At 63.0% G+C, this 17715-nt stretch carries 16 protein-coding genes; 9 read left to right on the top strand and 7 right to left on the bottom strand.

Going from position 1 to position 17715, the window contains the following annotated elements:
* Positions 1–13: 13 nt before the first annotated feature.
* Positions 14–1219, bottom strand: coding sequence for a class I SAM-dependent methyltransferase (locus tag B2Y33_RS22310; RefSeq protein ID WP_049696478.1), 1206 nt, complete (start codon positions 1217–1219; stop codon positions 14–16).
* A gap of 66 nt (positions 1220–1285) precedes the next feature.
* Positions 1286–1903: a membrane protein gene (locus B2Y33_RS22305; protein WP_049696479.1), complete on the bottom strand. Its 618-nt coding sequence runs from the start codon at positions 1901–1903 to the stop codon at positions 1286–1288.
* A gap of 185 nt (positions 1904–2088) precedes the next feature.
* On the opposite strand from B2Y33_RS22305, the gene bglX reads away from it, so the two are divergent.
* The 6 genes from bglX to B2Y33_RS22275 all read left to right on the top strand — a co-directional run bounded on the left by bglX (position 2089) and on the right by B2Y33_RS22275 (position 10563).
* Positions 2089–4380: a beta-glucosidase BglX gene (bglX, locus tag B2Y33_RS22300; protein WP_206405675.1), complete on the top strand. Its 2292-nt coding sequence runs from the start codon at positions 2089–2091 to the stop codon at positions 4378–4380.
* A gap of 103 nt (positions 4381–4483) precedes the next feature.
* On the top strand, positions 4484–6241 hold the full coding sequence (locus tag B2Y33_RS22295; RefSeq protein ID WP_206405674.1) for a sensor histidine kinase: 1758 nt from the start codon (positions 4484–4486) through the stop codon (positions 6239–6241).
* Positions 6235–7569, top strand: a complete 1335-nt coding sequence (locus tag B2Y33_RS22290; protein ID WP_206405673.1) for a sigma-54-dependent transcriptional regulator — start codon at positions 6235–6237, stop codon at positions 7567–7569. The genes B2Y33_RS22295 and B2Y33_RS22290 overlap by 7 nt, the downstream gene beginning before the upstream one ends.
* 242 nt (positions 7570–7811) lie before the next feature.
* On the top strand, positions 7812–9131 hold the full coding sequence (locus B2Y33_RS22285) for an MFS transporter (RefSeq protein WP_023534430.1): 1320 nt from the start codon (positions 7812–7814) through the stop codon (positions 9129–9131).
* A gap of 382 nt (positions 9132–9513) precedes the next feature.
* The gene (locus B2Y33_RS22280) at positions 9514–9840 is read left to right on the top strand and encodes a hypothetical protein (RefSeq protein ID WP_206405672.1); all 327 of its coding nucleotides are present in this window, start codon (positions 9514–9516) and stop codon (positions 9838–9840) included.
* A 117-nt stretch (positions 9841–9957) separates the two neighbouring features.
* Entirely contained in the window at positions 9958–10563 is a 606-nt protein-coding gene (locus B2Y33_RS22275) for a flavin reductase family protein (RefSeq protein ID WP_206405671.1), read from the top strand.
* On the opposite strand, the gene B2Y33_RS22270 is transcribed toward B2Y33_RS22275, so the two are convergent.
* Together B2Y33_RS22270 and B2Y33_RS22265 are read right to left on the bottom strand one after the other, a co-directional pair.
* Positions 10564–10797 (bottom strand): hypothetical protein, encoded by a 234-nt coding sequence (locus tag B2Y33_RS22270; protein WP_104926680.1) that lies wholly within the window; start codon positions 10795–10797, stop codon positions 10564–10566.
* Positions 10798–10887: 90 nt separating this feature from the next.
* A complete protein-coding gene (locus B2Y33_RS22265) occupies positions 10888–11181 on the bottom strand; it encodes an antibiotic biosynthesis monooxygenase family protein (RefSeq protein WP_059183290.1) in 294 nt (97 codons plus the stop codon).
* Positions 11182–11378: 197 nt separating this feature from the next.
* Between B2Y33_RS22265 and B2Y33_RS22260 the strand changes: the two genes are divergently transcribed.
* Positions 11379–12299, top strand: coding sequence for an AraC family transcriptional regulator (locus B2Y33_RS22260; RefSeq protein ID WP_206405670.1), 921 nt, complete (start codon positions 11379–11381; stop codon positions 12297–12299).
* Positions 12300–12344: 45 nt separating this feature from the next.
* On the opposite strand, the gene B2Y33_RS22255 is transcribed toward B2Y33_RS22260, so the two are convergent.
* On the bottom strand, positions 12345–13229 hold the full coding sequence (locus B2Y33_RS22255) for an MBL fold metallo-hydrolase (RefSeq protein ID WP_206405669.1): 885 nt from the start codon (positions 13227–13229) through the stop codon (positions 12345–12347).
* Positions 13230–13331: 102 nt separating this feature from the next.
* Between B2Y33_RS22255 and B2Y33_RS22250 the strand changes: the two genes are divergently transcribed.
* Positions 13332–14237 (top strand): LysR family transcriptional regulator, encoded by a 906-nt coding sequence (locus B2Y33_RS22250; protein WP_110607310.1) that lies wholly within the window; start codon positions 13332–13334, stop codon positions 14235–14237.
* An 8-nt stretch (positions 14238–14245) separates the two neighbouring features.
* Here B2Y33_RS22250 and B2Y33_RS22245 read toward each other — a convergent pair whose 3' ends face one another.
* Complete coding sequence (locus tag B2Y33_RS22245) at positions 14246–15115, bottom strand: isocitrate lyase/PEP mutase family protein (RefSeq protein ID WP_206405668.1); 870 nt, start codon at positions 15113–15115, stop codon at positions 14246–14248.
* A gap of 417 nt (positions 15116–15532) precedes the next feature.
* Between B2Y33_RS22245 and B2Y33_RS22240 the strand changes: the two genes are divergently transcribed.
* Positions 15533–16984, top strand: coding sequence for an MDR family MFS transporter (locus B2Y33_RS22240; protein WP_206405667.1), 1452 nt, complete (start codon positions 15533–15535; stop codon positions 16982–16984).
* A gap of 77 nt (positions 16985–17061) precedes the next feature.
* Here the strand turns inward: B2Y33_RS22240 and ttgR are convergent, their stop codons facing one another.
* Positions 17062–17694, bottom strand: a complete 633-nt coding sequence (gene ttgR / locus B2Y33_RS22235; protein ID WP_023534320.1) for an efflux transport transcriptional regulator TtgR — start codon at positions 17692–17694, stop codon at positions 17062–17064.
* Positions 17695–17715 lie beyond the last annotated feature (21 nt).

The raw sequence follows: 17715 nt of genomic DNA, 5'->3' as shown, positions 1-17715 counted from the left end.
GAGCGCATCAGGTTCAAAGCAAACCATCCGCCCGCAGCAACGTTTCAAGGCAATGCGCCTTCACGCCATAGAACGCCTTGAGCTGTTCTATCTTTTCCAGCAAGGCTGACTGATCCGCTGGCTGGCGCCGCTTGACGGCCAGGATCATCTTGTTCTTGTTGGTGTGCTCCAACGATATGAACTCGAACACCTTGGTCTCGTAGCCGCAGGCCTCCAGGTACAGTGCGCGCAGACTGTCGGTGAGCATTTCGGCCTGCTGGCCCAGGTGCAGGCCATATTGCAGCATCGGCTGCAACAGACCTGGGCTGTGCAACTGCGGGCGGATCTGCTTGTGGCAGCACGGTGAGCACATGATGATCGCCGCGTTGCAGCGGATGCCGGTATGGATGGCGTAGTCGGTCGCCACGTCGCAGGCGTGCAGGGCGATCATCACCTCGATGGCATCGGGCACCACGCTGCGCACATCCCCGCATTGAAACTCGAGCCCTGGGTGTTCGAGCCGCGCGGCGGCAGCGTTGCACAGCTCGACCATGTCCTGGCGCAGCTCCACCCCCGTTACCTGGGCATCGCGGCCCAGCGTATTGCGCAGGTAATCGTGCATGGCGAAGGTCAGATACCCCTTGCCCGAGCCGAAGTCGGCCACCCGCAAGCGCTGCTCGCTCGACAAGGGCGCATTGGCCAGGGCGTGGTCGAAGACCTCGATGAACTTGTTGATCTGCTTCCACTTGCGCGACATCGACGGGATCAGTGCGCCCTGGCCATCCGTTACGCCAAGGTCACGCAAAAACGGTCGGGCAATGTCCAGGTAGCGCTTTTTCTCGCGGTCATGCCCGTTGCTGCCAACGGTTTCCCGGGGCGCCTGGGCGCCATGACGCTGCAGCATGGGCTTGCCCTTCTTGCTGAAGGTCAATTGCAGTTCACCCTCTGCATCGAACAGGTGAGCGTTGCGAAAATGTTCTGGCAGCAGCTCGGCGATGCATTGCAGAGCATCATCGAGCGGCAGGTTGCGGGTGATATCGCGGGTCTGGTGACGGTAGACCAGGGACAGGTTCGCCTGACCCTTGACCAGCAAGGGCTTGGCGATGATGCGTTGCAGGGTCGGGTCGGTGCCCACAGGCCGCGCCAGGACCAGCTTGACCACAGTGTTGCCCTGCAAGCCGGTGCGAAGCAGGTCGAGAAACTGGACGCGCGCATCCGGTGGAGTAGAAAGGGCAGACATGGGCAAACGGTACCTCCAATAGCGGGGGCCGTATTCTACACCCCCGCGCAGTCGGCCAGGGTTGCGTTAGTCGAGGATTACCAGCGGCTGGGGCAAACGCCTGCACGCAAGCGCGCGTGGCGCCTGCTGGCCAAGGAGAAGGCCGCACGCCTCGACGCACTCGATCATGCCCTGCAAGGTTTGCCCTTGGCGAACCTGGCTGGCTAGACGGTCAGTGAGCGCGACCCGCACCGCGTCATCAAGGCAAAGCGCGACCTGCTTGTCCATCAGCAACCGTGCGTACTGCTCGGCCTCGCTGACGAAAATCATGACGCATCCGGCACCTGTAAAGGCCTGAGCGCCAAGGTCGAGAAATTGACGAGTGGCCAGACGCGACGCTCGCCAGCGGCGCCAGGCCCGCGGTACGGTCAAGCGTTCCAGGCGCGGGCTGCGCAACAGCACGCACAGGCCGACGAACAGCAGCACGTTGGCGACGATCAGGCCGCGCACGCTGGGCCAGCCCAGCACCCCATGCAGCAAGCCAGGCAGCGCCAGCGCCAGCACGGCCGACCAGAATAGTGGGAAATACGCGTAATCATCGGCGCGGCGGGCGAGCACTGCCAGCAACGCGACATCCGTGCGCCGGCCAACACCGGCCATGGCTTCAGCGAGCTGACGCTGGTAGTAGGGTTCAAGCGGGGTCATGCCGTGTTCTCGTGAGCGTTCTTATAGTTGTTTTCCCGGTGTACGGGGCTTCGTCAGCACGCGACGGATTCAGGCATAATCCGCCGCAGGAAGATCTGCGTGCAAATCGTACAACAACAGCCGCCCGAAAACTTCGCCCGTGCGTGTGTCACCGTTGACCGTGCATCGGCCCCCTTACGGAATTCATGATGAAACTGTCTCTGCTGGGCCTGGCCATGGGCCTCGTCAGCCAGGCGGCTGTCGCCGCCACTTCCGCGCCGCCGCTCGAGAAAAAACAGGCCTTCATCGACCATCTGATCAGCCAGATGACCGAGGCCGAAAAAATCGGGCAGCTGCGCCTGATCAGCATCAGCCCTGAAATGCCCCGGGAGAAAATCCGCGAAGAGATCGCCGCCGGACGCATCGGAGGCACGTTCAATTCGCGCACGGCACCGGAAAACCGGCCAATGCAGGACGCGGCCATGCGCAGCCGGTTGAAGATCCCGATGTTCTTCGCCTACGACACGGTACATGGCGAGCGCACCATCTTCCCCATCGGCCTGGGCATGGCCGCCACCTGGGACATGGACGCCGTCGCCAAGGTCGGCCGCACGGCGGCCATCGAAGCGGCTGCCGACGCACTGGACATGACCTTCGCGCCGATGGTCGACATCGCCCGGGATCCGCGCTGGGGTCGCACCAGCGAGGGCTTTGGCGAAGACACGTACCTGACGGCGAAGATCGGCCAGGTGATGGTCCGCGCGTTCCAGGGCAGCAGCCCGGCCAACCCGGACAGCATCATGGCCATCGTCAAGCATTTCGCCCTTTACGGCGCGGTGGAAGGCGGGCGTGACTACAACACGGTCGATATGAGCCTGCCGAAGATGTACAACGATTACCTGCCGCCCTACCGCGCTGCGATCGATGCCGGCGCCGGTGGGGTGATGGTTGCGCTGAACTCGATCAACGGCGTGCCGGCCACCTCCAACACCTGGCTGATGAACGACGTGCTGCGCAAGGAGTGGGGGTTCAAGGGCGTTACCATCAGCGATCATGGCGCCATCCAGGAGCTGATCCGCCATGGCGTGGCGCGCGACGGTCGCGAGGCTGCCAAACTCGCGATCAAGGCGGGCATCGACATGAGCATGAACGACACCTTGTACGGCGAAGAGCTACCAGGGTTGCTCAAGGCGGGCGACGTGAGCCAGGCGGAGCTGGATCAGGCCGTACGCGAAGTGCTGGGCGCCAAGTACGACATGGGCCTGTTCAAGGACCCCTACGTGCGCATCGCCGCGGCGCAGAACGACCTCAAGGACTACTACGGCGAGGATCGCCTGCACCGCGACGCCGCGCGCGACGTGGCGCGCCGCAGCCTGGTGCTGCTGGAAAACCGCAAGCAGACACTGCCGCTGAGCAAAGACGCCACCATCGCCCTGGTCGGTCCCCTTGCCGACGCACCGATCGACATGATGGGCAGCTGGGCGGCCGACGGGCGGCCCAACCACTCGGTCACGGTGCGCGAAGGGCTGCGCCGCGCCATCGAGGGCAAGGGCAAGCTGGTCTACGCCAAGGGCTCTAACGTCACCGGTGACAAGGCCATTCTCGACTACCTGAACTTCCTCAACTTCGATGCGCCGGAAATCGTCGACGACCCTCGACCACCTGCAGTGCTCATCGACGAAGCGGTCAAGGCCGCGCAGCAGGCGGATGTGGTCGTGGCCGTGGTCGGCGAATCGCGCGGCATGTCCCATGAATCTTCCAGCCGCACCACGCTGCAGGTGCCGGCCAACCAGCGCGCGTTGATCGAGGCCTTGAAGGCCACCGGTAAACCGCTGGTACTGGTACTGATGAATGGCCGGCCGCTGTCCATCGGCTGGGAGCGCGAGCAGGCCGACGCCCTGCTCGAAACCTGGTTCGCCGGTACCGAAGGCGGTAACGCCATCGCCGACGTGCTGTTCGGCGACTACAACCCCTCCGGCAAGCTACCGATCACGTTCCCACGTTCGGTCGGGCAGATTCCGATGTACTACAACCACACCCGTATCGGTCGTCCGTTCACGCCTGGCAAACCCGGCAACTACACTTCGCAGTATTTCGAAGAACCCAATGGGCCGCTGTATCCCTTCGGTTATGGCCTGAGCTACAGCACGTTCGAACTGTCGGGGCTCGCGCTTTCAGGCAACAAGCTCAAGCGCGGGGACACGTTGCAAGCCAGCGTCGTGGTGCGCAATACCGGCAAGGTGGCTGGCGAGACGGTGGTGCAACTGTACGTGCAAGATGTGTCCGCCTCGATGAGTCGCCCGGTCAAGGAGTTGAAGAACTTCCAGAAGCTCATGCTCAAGCCCGGCGAAACACGGACCGTGACCTTCAGCATCAGCGAAGAAGACTTGAAGTTCTACAATGGCCAGCTGCAGCGCGTTGCCGAGCCCGGGACCTTCAACGTCCAGGTGGGCCTGGATTCCGAGGCGGTGCAACAGCAGGGCTTTGAACTGCTGTAAGTGTCGACCCTTGACGGCCATTTCGCGGACAACCGGAGCGGCGGTGCAGCGCTCCGGTTCCGCCAAAGCGGGCCCCTTCCCCACCCATGCGGATCTGCTCCCAATGCCTTTTTCCTTTCGCGCCCTGCGTCTGGGCCTGATCACCCTGGTGATCGTGCTGGGTACCGTGCTTTGTGCCAGTTGGGCCATGCACCAGGCCAAACGCCAGGCCATGGAGGCGGACGCCCGCCGGGCCAGCCAGCAACTGGGGCTGTACGCCAATGCCTTGCACACACTCATCGACCGCTATCGGGCCCTGCCAGCGGTGCTGGCCCTGGACCCGGAACTGATCGACGCGTTGCGCGGCCCGGTCCAGGAGCAAACGCAGGCTGCCCTGAACCGCAAACTCGAGCGCATCAACGGTGCAGCCAACTCCTCCACCCTCGAACTGCTCGACCGCAACGGGCTGGCCGTGGCGGCCAGCAACTGGCGGCTGCCAACCAGTTACGTGGGCTCCAACTACGGCTTTCGCCCTTATTTCAAGCAAACCCGTAGCCTGGGTAACGGCCGCTTCTATGCCGTTGGCGTGACCAGCGGGGTGCCTGGCTACTTTCTGTCCAGCGCGGTGAATGACGAACAGGGCCGTTTTCTCGGCGCCATGGTGGTCAAGCTGGAATTTCCCGAGCTCGAGCGAGAATGGCGCCAGGGCAGCGACATCCTGCTGGTCAGCGATGCCCGTGGCATTACCTTCATTGCCAACCAGGACGGCTGGCGCTACCGGGAATTGCGCCCGCTGGACGGCGCCGACCGGGCCGAACTGGCGCAGACCCGCCAGTACGACAAACACCCGCTGATACCGCTGATGCACCAGGTGCTGACGCGTTTCGCTGAAAACAGCACACTCAGCCGGGTGCAGGCACCGCAAGGCGAGACCGAGTTCCTGTGGGAAAGCCTGCCGCTGGAAAGCGAGCAATGGACCCTGCACCTGCTGCGCAGGCCCCAGGTCGGAACCGACGCGCGCAATGCTGGCCTGGGTGCTGCAGCGGTATGGTTGAGCCTGGTATTCGCTGCTTTGCTGGTTGGCCAGCGCCTGCGCCTGTCGCGCCTGCGCCAACGCAGCCGCGAGGAGCTCGAGCGCCAGGTCGAGGAGCGCACCCGCGAGCTGCGCACGGCGCAGGAAGGCCTGGTGCAAACGGCCAAGCTGGCTGCCCTGGGGCAGATGTCCGCTGCCATGGCGCACGAAATCAACCAGCCCCTCACGACCCAGCGCATGCAGCTTGAAACCCTGAAACTGCTGCTGGACCACGGGCGTTACGACGAGGCTCGCCAGGCCCTGGAGCCGCTGGAGCAGATGTTGACGCGCATGGCGTCGCTGACCGGGCACTTGAAGACGTTTGCCCGTAACAGCCCCGGTGGCTTGCGCGAGCGCCTGGACTTGGCCGGCGTTGTCGACCAGGCGCTGGATTTGTTGCAGGCACGCCTGCATGCCCTGGACGTGCAGTTGGCCCTGTACCTGGCTCGTCCGGCGTGGGTGCGCGGCGACGCCATCCGCTTGGAACAGGTGCTGATCAACCTGCTGAGCAACGCGTTGGACGCCATGGCAGACAAGCGCTACCGGCGCCTGGAAATCCGCATCGAGCCCGATGCGCAGCACTGGCGCTTGAGCGTGCTCGATTCGGGGGGCGGCATCGCGGCCGAGGACCTGCCCAGGATCTTCGACCCCTTCTTCACCACCAAGCCCGTAGGGGACGGCCTGGGCTTGGGCCTGGCGATCTCCTATGGCATCGTGCACGACGCCGGTGGGCAGCTGCTGGCCGAAAACGTACCGGGCGGCGCGCGCCTGAGCATCACCTTGCCTCGCGATCAGGAGCCTGCATGTTGAACTCAGTGATGGTCATAGACGATGAAGCCAGTATCCGTACGGCAGTCGAGCAATGGCTGAGCCTGTCGGGCTTCGAGGTCCAGGTCTTTGCCCGTGCCGATGAGGGCCTGGTGCACATCGGCCGGGACTATCCAGGCGTGATCATCAGCGACGTGCGCATGCCTGGCATGGACGGCCTGCAACTGCTCGAACGGCTGCAGGCCGACGATCCGGACCTGCCTGTGATCCTGCTCACCGGTCACGGTGACGTGCCCATGGCGGTCGAGGCCATGCGCAGCGGCGCCTACGATTTCCTGGAAAAGCCCTTCACCCCCCAGCACCTGCTCGGCAGCCTTCGCCGGGCGTTGGAAAAACGCCAATTGGTGCTGGAAAATCGACGCCTGCATCAGCAGGCAGACCTCAGGACGCGCCTTGAAACCACGCTGCTTGGGGTATCACCAGGCATGCAGCAGTTGCGCCGCCAGGTACTGGATTTGGCCGCGTTGCCGGTGAACGTGCTGATTCGCGGCGAAACCGGCAGCGGCAAGGAGCAGGTCGCCCGCTGCCTGCACGACTTTGGCCCACGCGCCAGCAAACCTTTCGTTGCGCTCAACTGCGCGGCCATTCCCGAAGCCTTGTTCGAGGCCGAGCTGTTCGGCCATGAAAGCGGCGCCTTCACCGGCGCCCAGGGCAAACGCATCGGCAGGCTGGAATATGCCGATGGTGGCACGGTCTTTCTCGATGAAATCGAAAGCATGCCCCTGGCGCAACAGGCCAAGTTGCTGCGGGTGATCCAGGACCAGAAGATCGAGCGCCTGGGTGCGAATCAGAGCATCCGCGTAGACCTGCGCATCATTGCCGCCACCAAGCCCGACCTGTTCGACGAAGCCCGGGCCGGACGTTTTCGCGAGGACCTGGCCTACCGCCTGAACGTTGCAGAGCTGCGCCTGCCGCCCCTGCGGGAAAGGCGGGAAGACATCGTCCTGTTGTTCGAGCATTTCGCACAGGTAGCCGCGTCCCGGATTGGCCGTACGGCCCTGCCGCAGTCGGGCCTGCAGTTGGCTCAACTGCTGACCCATGATTGGCCAGGCAATGTGCGTGAACTGGCCAACGCGGCGGAGCGCCACGTGCTGGGACTTGGTTCGCCCATGCCAGAACAGGCGCCTGCCGGGCAGTCGTTGGCTGAGCGCTTGGAAGCATTCGAGGCGCAGTGCCTGCGTGCTTCACTGCGCCAACATGCCGGTGAGATCAAGGCGGTGATGCAGGACCTGCAAATGCCCCGCCGTACCTTGAACGAGAAAATGCAGCGTCATGGGCTGGTGCGGGACGAATTCGTCAACGCACCGTAAGCGGAAACTCGCCGACGTCTACGCCCTAATGAGCGGGATCTTGCCTATGCAGGTGAACTGGCCTGCCGCGGATCTCTCCCTCAGTGCGTCGCACGTTCGGCTCAACGCCATGATTCATACGGGTTTCACCCAAGCGCGCACCCAAACGAAGCAATCGCGCCTCTTTTTGGCACACCTTCTGCAAAAGCCACTGCAAGCTGCGCCCTGCGCGCTTTCACAACAACAATGAGAAGGTGTCCCTGATGGATAACGCTACCTCCCTGCCTACCGGGGCGGCCGCAACGCCTGCCGCGCCAAGAACCACTGCCAGTCGCCTCAAGTCGATCTTCAGCGGTTCGATCGGCAACATGGTCGAATGGTACGACTGGTACGTCTATGCAGCGTTCTCGCTGTATTTCGCCAAGGCTTTCTTCCCGGCCGGCGATTCCACCGCTCAACTGCTCAACACCGCCGCCATTTTTGCCGTGGGCTTTTTGATGCGCCCGATTGGTGGCTGGCTGATGGGCATGTATGCCGACCGCAAGGGCCGCAAGGCTGCACTGATGGCCTCGGTGCTGCTGATGTGCGCAGGCTCGCTGGTGATCGCCCTCACCCCCGGCTATGAAACCATCGGTGTGGCAGCGCCGGTCCTGCTGGTGGTCGCTCGCTTGATGCAAGGGTTGTCGGTGGGCGGTGAGTACGGCACCTCGGCCACCTACCTGAGCGAAATGGCCAGCAAGGAGCGTCGAGGCTTCTTCTCCAGCTTCCAGTACGTGACGCTGATTTCGGGCCAGCTCATCGCCCTGGCGGTACTGATCGTTCTGCAACAGACCCTGACCACCGAGCAGTTGTACGCCTGGGGCTGGCGTGTGCCGTTCGTGATCGGTGCCCTGTGTGCAGTGGTGGCCCTCTACCTGCGACGGGGCATGGAAGAAACCGCGTCGTTCACCAAGAAGGAGAAAGCCAAGGAAAGCCTGATGCGCACCTTGATGCGCCACCCCAAGGAACTGCTGACCGTGGTCGGCCTGACCATGGGCGGTACCCTGGCCTTCTACACCTACACCACCTACATGCAGAAATACCTGGTCAACACAGTCGGGATGAGCATCAGCGATTCGACCACCATCTCGGCCGCGACGCTGTTCCTGTTCATGTGCCTGCAACCCCTGGTGGGTGGGCTGTCGGACAAGATCGGCCGGCGCCCTATCCTGATTGCCTTCGGGGTGCTCGGTACGCTGTTCACGGTGCCGATCCTCAGCACCCTGCACACCATCCAGACCTGGTGGGGCGCGTTCTTCCTGATCATGGCCGCGTTGATCATCGTCAGCGGCTACACCTCGATCAACGCGGTGGTGAAGGCTGAGCTGTTCCCCACCGAAATCCGCGCCCTGGGCGTTGGCCTGCCCTACGCCCTGACCGTGTCCATCTTCGGCGGTACGGCCGAATACGTGGCCTTGTGGTTCAAGAGCGCCGGCATGGAAAGCGGCTTCTACTGGTACGTCACAGGCTGCATCGCCTGCTCGCTGTTGGTGTACGCCACCATGAAGGACACCAAGCAGCATTCGCGGATCACCACCGACTAAGCCCATCCCACGCTTAGCACTGCTTCGGGCGCCTAGAGGGCGCCCGATTTCGTTTGGCCACGCCGGGCCTCGTCGGATCATCCAGGCGCCAGCCCTCCTCTGCAGGCCCAGCTTGCACCTTCCCTTCCCGCACTGGCACGACGTTCGTCCGACGCGCTTGGCTTAATGGCCCATTAATCACACTCCGGCACATTACCCCATCAGCAAAAGCGCCAGTACCTGCGCCTCGAAACTCCCTGGGCTGCCTGCGTTCCAGCCCAGGTGCGCGCTCCAATCAATCGGATAAATAGATTATTAAGCACGATTTTTAGCGCTTTTTAATCGTATTAATCGGCGTAGCATTCATTTTATCGAAACGACACACCTACTCTGGAGCATCCCCATGAAAAGCAAATTCATCCTGACCCTCGCCCTTTTCGCATTTGCCGCAGGCGCATCCGCCGAAGATGGATTCGATCGCACCCATGCGCATACCTTCGCAGCGGCGCCTGCTCAGGCCACCGGCTATGCCGAGGACGGCTTTGACCGCACAGGTGGTCAGCGCTTCGCAGAAGACGGTTTTGACCGCACCGGTGGCCAGCGCTTCGCAGAAGACGGTTTCGACCGCACCGGTGCCCAGCGCTTCGCCGAAGATGGTTTCGACCGCACCGGTGCCCAGCGCTTCGCCGAAGACGGTTTCGACCGCACCAACGCCCATGGCATTAGCTGATAGTAGCCATGCGCACTCAGCCCGGCTTTCGCCGGGCTCCAGCATTCCCAGTTGGCCTCAGGCTTGGCACACTGGTCGCCTCTCAAACCAGGAGGTGGGCCGGCAAGCCCAGCGCAGATGTATTACTACGAACCCGCCAAAGGCCATGGCCTACCCCATGATCCATTCAACGCCATCGTCGGCCCTCGCCCGATCGGCTGGATATCTTCGCAGGACCAGCAAGGCCATTTGAATCTCGCGCCTTACAGCTTCTTCAACGCCTTCAACTACATTCCACCGATCATCGGTTTCTGCAGCGTCGGGCGCAAAGACAGCCTGAACAATATCGAGCAAACCGGTGAATTCGTCTGGAACCTGGCCACCCGCCCCCTGGCCGAGCAGATGAACCTGAGCTGCTCGGCGGTATCGCCTGAGGTGAACGAGTTCGAACTCAGCGGCCTGACGGCCACGCCGTCGAGCGTGGTACAGGTGCCACGGGTAGGGGAAACCCCTGTGGCGTTCGAATGCAAGGTGACGCAGATCGTGCAACTGCAGCGCGCCGACCAGGCGTTGGTACCGAGCTGGTTGATCCTGGGCGAAGTGGTGGCGGTGCACATCGCCGAGCGCCTGCTCAAGGACGGCATCTACGATACCGCAGCGGCCGAGCCCATCCTGCGTGGCGGTGGCCCGGCGGACTATTTCGAGCTGGGCAATCTGTTCAAGATGCCCAGGCCCAAAGCCTGATCACCAGATCAGCTCACCCGCCTCGCCGACACCTTGCAGGCGTTGCAACTCGCTCGTGGCCGCCTCGTCCGCAGCCACGGCGCCCTTGAACACTTGCCCATCGAGCACCTTGTGAAAGCGCGGTGCACCGCCCATGCCCATGGCCTTGACGGCAATGGCTGCGTGGTAGCCACCGCCTTCGGCCGGCACCATTGCCGACACGGCTTCGAACTGGGGAAACTCTCTACGTGCCATCTTTGCCATACGCCTCGTGGGTGAAACCTGGATGGTACCCACTGGCTCGATGATGCGGCAATCACTGGCCTGGGCGCTCGTAAGGCAGGCTCAACCAAACGTGTGCAGATCCAGACTGCTCACCACCTGGGACTGCACCAACTCGCCGAACACATTCAGCGTCGGCGAAGCGAAGTAGCCATTCATCGCCTGCTGGTCCTGCCAGCTACCGCTCAATAACCACAGGTCGTCATCAGCCTGCGAGCGTTGCACCGAAAAACTCAGGCAACCCGGGGTGTGCAGCGACGGCACCAACAGGTCGCGCAAGCGTGCGCCCAGTTCGGCCGAGCGCCCGCTGCTGGCGCGAATCAAGGCAAGGTGGGTGACCGGTTGTTGTAGCCTCATTGCACACTCTCCCTGAAGCAGCCATCGAATACCTGGCTTGCAAGGCTAGGGCCTGGGCGCGTTGCGCGTTAGGCCATTACTGCACACCGATTGCCTGATTCTGCATCGCGGCAGGATCAGGCAATCGATCTGCAGTATTCGACTAGCTTCGGCGGTTGCCCAAACCTATTCTGCGTCGGTCAGCAGAGGAAAGCCCCATGTCCATCGCCCCGTCCCTTGATCCGCACCTGGAGGTCCAGCGCCAGGAGTTGGCCGACTTGATCGCTCGCCATGCAGGCGACCCTTATGGGCCGGCCTCGGCCATCGACAACCTGTTCCTGGTGCGCTACACCGAGAACATTCGCTCGGTACCTACCCTGGCGCAACCTGCGCTGTGCATTCTGGCCCAGGGCAGCAAAAGCCTGTTCCTCGGGGACGAACAGTACGCCTACGACCCGCTGCACTACATGGTGGTTTCGGTCACCTTGCCGCTGAGCGCGGTCAGGCTCGACGCCAGCCCGCAGCGCCCGAGCCTGGGGTTGCGCATGGACCTGGACCCTGCCGAGATCAGCCAGCTGATCGCCGACAGCGGTCCGATGCTGGTACCCAATCGCCCGTATGGGCGCGGCCTGTACGTGGAAAAAACCGACGGCGCGCTGCTCGATGCCTTGCTGCGCCTGCTCCGCCTGCTCGACACGCCACGCGACATCGCCATGCTGGCACCGCTGGTGCGCAGGGAGATTCTCTACCGCCTGCTGCGCGGCCCGCAGGGCTACCGGCTGTACGAAATTGCCTTGGCCAACAGCCAGACCCACCGCGTGTGCCAGGCCATCAGCTGGCTCAACGACAACTATCAGCGGCCACTGCGCATCGAGGACCTGGCCCGCGAGGTCAACCTCAGCGTTTCCACCCTGCACCATCGCTTCAAGGCGGTGACTTCGATGAGCCCGCTGCAGTACCAGAAGCAACTGCGCTTGCAAGAAGCCCGGCGGCTGATGCTCAACGATGGCCTTGAGGCCGCCGTGGCGGCCTATCGAGTGGGCTACGAGAGCCCTTCGCAATTCAGCCGTGAGTACAGCCGGCTCTACGGCGCACCGCCTATTCGTGACATGGCCAGGCTGCGGTCCAGCGCGGTATAGCAAGACCGAGATCACCGCAGCGCTGCATTGCATACGCGCGCACCGTCACTGGAGGGGCCACTGCATCTCGCCCTTGGCCACCTTGGCGCTGAGCGCCAGCGCACTCTCATCGCCCAACCCCGGATAGCGTCGTTTCATGGCCTCGACCAGCGCAGCCGCATCGTTTGCTGCGCGCGCCTGCGCCTCGAAGGTGCGGATGTAATCGGCGGTAAAGCCAACGGACTGCGGTGAGTAATCACTGGCACCGACGAAGTGCCCGGGCACCACGGTTTGCGGCGCAAGCGCCTGGATGTCCGCCAGGGTTTGCAGCCAATGGGCACGCGAGGACGCCGATTGTGTGTCGGCCATCCACACATGAATGTTCTGCGAAACCACGACCCCGCCAACCACTGCCTTGATCGAAGGTATCCAGACAAAGCTGCGGTCCGGCTGCGGTCCTTCAAGGCCACGCACCTCCAGCACCTGGTCCTCGAGCAGCAGGCGGTTGCCTGTCAACGCCTTGGGCAGCACCAGCCGCTCAGGTTTTTGCGCCCCCATTTCAGGCCCCCAGTACGCCAGTTTGGCCTCCATGGTGTTGCGGATGTGTTCGACCGTGGCGGCCGAGGCCAACACCTCGGCGTCAGGGAACGCCTGGGTCAAGGTTGCCAGGCCGAAGTAATAATCGGGGTCACCCTGGCTGATGTAGATCGTCGTCAAGCGCTTGCCACTCGCACGGATACGCTGCACCAGTTGCCGGGCGTGATCAGTGCCAAATTGTGCATCGATCAACACGGCGTCACGCTGGCCGCTCACGATCACCGAGCTGACCGCAAACGGCGCATCGGCGCCGGGGTTGTACACGTCCAATTGCAAGGGAGCGGCGGCCAGCAGTGGGGCGGCACAGGCCAGGCATCCGAGCACCAGGCCACGCAAGGGAGAAAGGAGTGTCATCGCAGGCATCCGTCAGAGTGGAAATGCCTGCAGCTTAAGGGGCGACACCCTGCAGAAAAATGCCATGCTTGCACATGGTTTGTTTCTGAAATCGGGCAAATGATGGATCGTTTAACAGCTATGCGCGTTTTCGTCACGGTAGTGGACCTTGGCAGTCAGTCGGCGGCGGCCGAGCACCTGCAGCTCTCGCGCCCCGTGGTCTCTCGGTACCTGGCACAGCTCGAAGCGTGGGTGGGCGCGCGGCTGATGCAGCGCACCACGCGCCGGCTCAGCCTGACTGCCGCAGGCCAGGACCTCCTGCCGCGCTGCAGGCAATTGCTGGAGTTGGCCAGCGAACTGCAAGGAGCCGTACAACAGCAAGACCAGACACCGCGGGGGACATTGCGTATCAGCGTCAGTACGTCATTTGGACAGGCGCAGCTGGCCGATGCCGTGGCCGCCTATGTGCGTCAGTACCCATTGGTAAAAGTCGACCTGCAGATGCTCGATCGCACTGTGAACCTGGTGGACGAACGCATCGACCTGGCCATCCGCAACAGCAACGACCTGGACCCCAGCCTGGTTGCCCGCCGCCTGAGCGTATGCCGCTCGGTGATCTGCGCCGCGCCCGCCTACCTGGCCGAGCACGGCACACCCGAGCGGGTCGAGGACCTGTCACACCACAATTGCCTGACGCACAGCTATTACGGCAATGGGGTGTGGCAGTTCGAGGTCAACGGCCAGCAGGTTGCGGTGCCGGTTCAGGGCAACATCAGCGCCAACGAGTCCCTGACATTGCAAAAGGCGGTAGCAGCAGGCGCCGGCATCGCCCTGCTCCCCACCTATCAGGCGGCTGCCGCCCTGCGCAGCGCAGAACTGGTGCGCCTGCTTCCCGAGGCCAGGCCGCAGACCCTGGACCTGACGGCGGTCTATACCTCACGCAAGCACATGCCCGCGACCTTGCGCACCCTGCTGGACTTTCTCGTCCAGCGCTTCGAGGAGGAGCCGACCTGGGACCGGGACCTGTAAGCGCCTGCTTACTCCTCGACGCTCATGTATTCCTTGGCCCAGCGGATGTAGTCCTCGGGCTGGGTGTAGGTATGCGAAAGCTCGGTGGCGCTCAAGTTATCGGACTTGTGCTGCTGGCCACGCTGCTGGCGCAGGCAGTCGTACGTCGCCTTGATGGCGGCGAAGTAAGCCGCGTGACCGTCGACGGCGATGCGCACGCCCAGGCTTGCCAGACGCGCGTCATCATGCAGGTTGGGGTTGCCGTAGGTCACCAGCATCAAGGGTACGGTCAGGTGGCTGGCGATCTGTTCGAGCTGGTCGAAGTCCTTTACCCCTACCATGCAGATGCCGTCGGCACCCGCTTTCTGGTAGCTCTGAGTCCGCACGATCACTTCCTCGGTGCTGAGCACGCCGGCGTTGGTACGGGCGATGATCGACAGGGACGAATCGACGCGCGCCTCGAGCGCCGCGCGGATCTTGCCCACGCCTTCTTCTACCGATATGAGATCGGTGGACTTGCGCCCGAACTGGGCCGGCAACAGCGTATCCTCGATCGTCAACGCCGCCACGCCGGCACGCTCCAGCTCCGTGACAGTGCGCATCACGTTCAGCGCATTGCCGTATCCGTGGTCGGCGTCTGCCAACACCGGCAACTGGGCCACGCGACCAATTCGCGTGGCTTGCTCGACGAATTCGCTCAGTGTGATCAGGGCAAAATCCGGCGCAGCCAGTACCTGCAGCGATGCCACCGAACCTCCGAGGATGCCGACCTCAAAACCCAGGTCCGCGGCAATGCGCGCAGACATGGGGTCGAACACCGAGGCGGTGTGGCAGCACGAACCTGAAGCGAGCAGCTCGCGGAAGGCAATACGCAGATCTTGGTGGGAAGCCTTGGGCATGATCACTCCGCAATTGTAGAAATTTCTGAACGGTAACTACCGGCCTCTGTATCGGGCGTACCTGCACAATTCATGGACCACTCAAGTCGCGGTCATGCTCCACATGCAGGCAGAGGAATAAAGGTGTAGGAGCCAGGGGAATCCGATTAACCCCCGAGAGGTCGCACCAAGCTAGTGCAAACAGGGGCTTAGCGCGGGATTGGCATACCAAAGATATCACGGGGCCAGCCTCTGCTGGATGAATGCGTTGATGCCGATCGTGCATAGGCGATGCTCAGAGTACATAGGAAGCTACGTAACTCAGGTTACACTGCCATGCTTTCACTGCCCCTGTGCAGGCGTGCCCTGGTCTAGATGGCGCGTAGCTGTAGCCTGCGGGATCGTTCGGATGAAGCCCACTCAAACCAAGGAACTGCCGTGCCCCCTGCCCTGCCTGCGATTGCCCTGCGCCAGATCCTGACCGCCTTGATGCTGGCCATCTTTCTCGGCGCACTGGATCAAACCATCGTGGCAGTGTCATTGCCTGCGATCTCCGCGCAGTTCAATGATGTCGGTCTGCTGGCCTGGGTCATTTCCGGCTATATGGTTGCCATGACAGTGGCCGTCCCGATCTACGGCAAGCTGGGCGATCTCTATGGGCGGCGTCGCATGATCCTGACCGGAATCGGCGTGTTCACTGTCGCCTCGATCGGCTGTGCGCTGGCTCAGGACATGCCGCAACTGGTGCTGGCCAGAGTGCTGCAAGGCATCGGCGCAGGCGGCATGGTATCGGTGAGCCAGGCGATCATCGGCGACTTCGTGCCCCCGCGCGAACGAGGCCGTTATCAAGGCTATTTCAGCAGCATGTATGCCCTGGCCAGCGTGGCGGGGCCGGTACTGGGCGGCTGGCTGACCGAGTACCTGTCCTGGCGCTGGGTGTTCTGGATCAACGTGCCGCTGGGCATCGCCGCGCTCTGGGCTATCCACCGCGCCCTGGCCGGTCTGCCCGTGCAGCATCGGCCCGCACAAGTGGATTATCCGGGCGCGCTGCTGCTGATCGTGGGCTTGGGCAGCCTGCTGCTCGGGATCACCCTGGTCGGCCAGGGGCAGGCCTGGACGGCGCCCGCCGTGCTAGGCCTGTTCACCTGCGCCGTGATCGCCATGATCCTGTTCATCCTCCAGGAGCGCCGCTGCGTCGAGCCACTGCTGCCGTTGACGCTATTCGGCAATCGCGCCGCGGTGCTGTGCTGGGGCGTGATTTTCTTCGCCAGCTTCCAGGCCATTTCCCTGACCATGCTGATGCCCTTGCGCTACCAGGGCCTCACCGGTGCCGGTGCCGACAGCGCCGCCTTGCATCTGCTGCCGTTGGCCATGGGGCTACCCATCGGTGCTTTTACCGCAGGACGTCTGACAACGCGGCTTGGCCGCTACAAGCCGCAGATCCTTACTGGCGCCCTGCTGATGCCGGTGTCTATCTTCGCCTTGGCGATCACGCCGCCGCAGGCCGGGCTGGCCAGTGCACTGTTCATGCTACTGACAGGGATCGCGTGCGGGATGCAGTTCCCAACGTCACTGGTAGGCACGCAGAATGCCGTGCAGGTCCAAGACATGGGGGTCGCCACCAGCACCACCAACCTGTTTCGGTCCCTCGGTGGCGCCATGGGCGTGGCCTGCATGTCGAGCCTGCTGCTGGCCTTGCTGCACCAAGGCGGGTTCGCGTTGCTGGACAATCCGTTGCTGGGTACCTTCAAGGCCAACCAGGTGAGCCCTGAACTGCAGGCACACTTGGCGATCACTTTCCGGCATCTGTTGATGGCCAGTGCAGGGGTCGGCGTCATTGCACTGGTGGTGGCGGTGCTGCTGCCGGATCGGCCACTGCGCGGGCATTGAGGTGGCCCGCAGGGAAGCTCAGGTGCTGATCACTGGCACGTCCCTGGGGAATAGCCCTCACAAACCTTCACAAAGTCTCATTTGCGCATCGCCGGGCTCAAGCGCAGCATATCCAACCCGGCGTCGACCCATTTCTCGGCGTTGCCCAGCAGGTCCACGCTGTCGGGCAGCAACAGCCAGCGCCTGATCAACCCGTCAACGTAAGAAAACATGGCCACCGCTGCCCGCTCCACATCCAGCTCCACCGGGAGTTGGCCACGGCGCACTGCATTGGCCAGGGCCAGGGTAATGCCTGTGTGGCAGTCCACTACTGCCACCTGGCGCTGCTGGCGGATTTCGCACATGTCATCGGTGAACTCGCACTTGTGATGCAGAATCTCATTGATACGGCGTGTCCTGGCGTCGCGCACCAGGTCGTTGAACACTTGCAGCAGCAATTTGCGCATGCAGTCGAGCGGGTCGAGTTCGTCCTCGCTTTCGCTGGCGCGCGCAAGATGGTCATGGGTTTCATGCAAGCTGTCGAGCAGTGCCTGCACCAGTTCGGCCTTGTTATTGAAGTGCCAGTAGATTGCACCTCGCGTGACGCCCGCCTGTTCGGCGATGTCCGCAAGGGTGGTTCGCGCAACCCCGCGCTTGTAGAAAGCCCTTTCTGCCGCCTGGATGATCTGGGCGCGAGTTTCCTGGGCTTCCTCTTTGGTTCGACGGACCATGGCAGTACAACCTCATCTGGC

Source organism: Pseudomonas sp. UBA5666, assembly GCF_002420785.1.
Classification (GTDB): domain Bacteria; phylum Pseudomonadota; class Gammaproteobacteria; order Pseudomonadales; family Pseudomonadaceae; genus Aquipseudomonas; species Aquipseudomonas fulva.
The sequence above is the reverse complement of the archived record's forward strand: the minus strand, read 5'-3'. Positions and strand labels throughout refer to the sequence as shown.

Bases quoted from the DNA above. Each gene is read 5' to 3' on its own strand.
- B2Y33_RS22310 (WP_049696478.1), bottom strand. From the start codon at position 1,219: ATGTCTGCCCTTTCTACTCCACCGGATGCGCGCGTCCAGTTTCTCGAC.
- B2Y33_RS22305 (WP_049696479.1), bottom strand. From the start codon at position 1,903: ATGACCCCGCTTGAACCCTACTACCAGCGTCAGCTCGCTGAAGCCATG.
- bglX (WP_206405675.1), top strand. From the start codon at position 2,089: ATGATGAAACTGTCTCTGCTGGGCCTGGCCATGGGCCTCGTCAGCCAG.
- B2Y33_RS22295 (WP_206405674.1), top strand. From the start codon at position 4,484: ATGCCTTTTTCCTTTCGCGCCCTGCGTCTGGGCCTGATCACCCTGGTG.
- B2Y33_RS22290 (WP_206405673.1), top strand. From the start codon at position 6,235: ATGTTGAACTCAGTGATGGTCATAGACGATGAAGCCAGTATCCGTACG.
- B2Y33_RS22285 (WP_023534430.1), top strand. From the start codon at position 7,812: ATGGATAACGCTACCTCCCTGCCTACCGGGGCGGCCGCAACGCCTGCC.
- B2Y33_RS22280 (WP_206405672.1), top strand. From the start codon at position 9,514: ATGAAAAGCAAATTCATCCTGACCCTCGCCCTTTTCGCATTTGCCGCA.
- B2Y33_RS22275 (WP_206405671.1), top strand. From the start codon at position 9,958: ATGTATTACTACGAACCCGCCAAAGGCCATGGCCTACCCCATGATCCA.
- B2Y33_RS22270 (WP_104926680.1), bottom strand. From the start codon at position 10,797: ATGGCACGTAGAGAGTTTCCCCAGTTCGAAGCCGTGTCGGCAATGGTG.
- B2Y33_RS22265 (WP_059183290.1), bottom strand. From the start codon at position 11,181: ATGAGGCTACAACAACCGGTCACCCACCTTGCCTTGATTCGCGCCAGC.
- B2Y33_RS22260 (WP_206405670.1), top strand. From the start codon at position 11,379: ATGTCCATCGCCCCGTCCCTTGATCCGCACCTGGAGGTCCAGCGCCAG.
- B2Y33_RS22255 (WP_206405669.1), bottom strand. From the start codon at position 13,229: ATGACACTCCTTTCTCCCTTGCGTGGCCTGGTGCTCGGATGCCTGGCC.
- B2Y33_RS22250 (WP_110607310.1), top strand. From the start codon at position 13,332: ATGGATCGTTTAACAGCTATGCGCGTTTTCGTCACGGTAGTGGACCTT.
- B2Y33_RS22245 (WP_206405668.1), bottom strand. From the start codon at position 15,115: ATGCCCAAGGCTTCCCACCAAGATCTGCGTATTGCCTTCCGCGAGCTG.
- ttgR (WP_023534320.1), bottom strand. From the start codon at position 17,694: ATGGTCCGTCGAACCAAAGAGGAAGCCCAGGAAACTCGCGCCCAGATC.